Consider the following 1,042-nt stretch of genomic DNA (forward strand, 5'->3'; position numbering starts at 1 on the left):
CTAGTACTACAGTCGCGTTTGTTGAGTGTGTCCGCGGGCTTTGTAGTGGTGTTGTTGTGCTCGGTGTTGGTGTTTTCGGCGCCAGAGGGAGCAATGGATCACGTGTCCGGGGTCGTGGTGCCTGGGCCAGGCGATGAGGACGATCAGTCGCCTGATTTCCGGCAGGGAGAGCCTTACCAGGTCGTGGGAGCTTGGATGTGGGCCCCTTTTTTTGAGCGGATGACGCTCAGGAAGGCATGGGCGAACATTGAGAGGGTGATATGCCGGTACCAGCCGGTGTACTGGCGCACCTGGTAGTGGTCCAGTCCGGTCTCGCCTTTCGAGGTTTGGAAGGTTTCCTCGATCGCCCAGCGGGCGCCGGCGACCCGTGCGAGTTCGGCCAGCGTGACGTTTTTCGGGCTGTGGCAGATGAAGTAGGCCAGATCGGCAGGGTCCTTCAGGGATCGGCGGGCCAGCAGCCAGTGTTCGCCGCTTTCGGCCGGTCCGTGGATCCGGGTCCGGGCCCAGTCGTAGAGCCGGTTTCCTTTGCTGCCGGTCCCGGCGGTGCGGGTGCGCCAGGCGCGCCCGTCCAGGGAGGCAAAGAGCTCATCGGCCCGCGACTCGGTCCCCGGCAATCCAGGGCCGGGAGTGGTGACGCGTTGGTTCATGGGCACTGCCATGACGTAATGCATGCCGCGGGCCTCCAGCCGGCGGCGCAGGCCCGGGTGTTGGCCATAGACCGCGTCCCCGGTCGTCCATGCGGCCTCTATCCCGGCGTCCAGGGCGCGCTCGATCATGTCAGCGGCGAGCACCGGTTTCGTGGCCATGGCCCGGTCCTCCGGGATTCCCGCACGGGTGCAGCGTTCCCGGTCCTCGGTCCAGGCTTTGGGCAGGTACAGCTCCCGGTCAAGGAAGGTGCGTCCCAGCGGTGACGCGTAAGTCAGGAATACCCCGATCTGACAGTTCTCCACCCTCCCGGCCGTGCCCGAGTACTGGCGGGCCACCCCGGCCGAAGCGGTGCCCTTCTTCAGGAACCCCGTTTCGTCAATCGCCAGAATCCCTC

General features: G+C 65.5%; 1 protein-coding gene. It reads right to left on the reverse strand.

Annotated elements, in window-relative coordinates; all coding sequences use genetic code 11:
• Window positions 1-173 precede the first annotated feature (173 nt).
• The coding region (locus tag ABIB14_RS18715) for an IS701 family transposase (RefSeq protein ID WP_354237394.1) at window positions 174-1,042 on the reverse strand (869 nt) is incomplete at its 5' end.

The sequence above is a fragment of the Arthrobacter sp. UYEF3 genome (genome assembly GCF_040546245.1).
GTDB lineage: Bacteria > Actinomycetota > Actinomycetes > Actinomycetales > Micrococcaceae > Arthrobacter.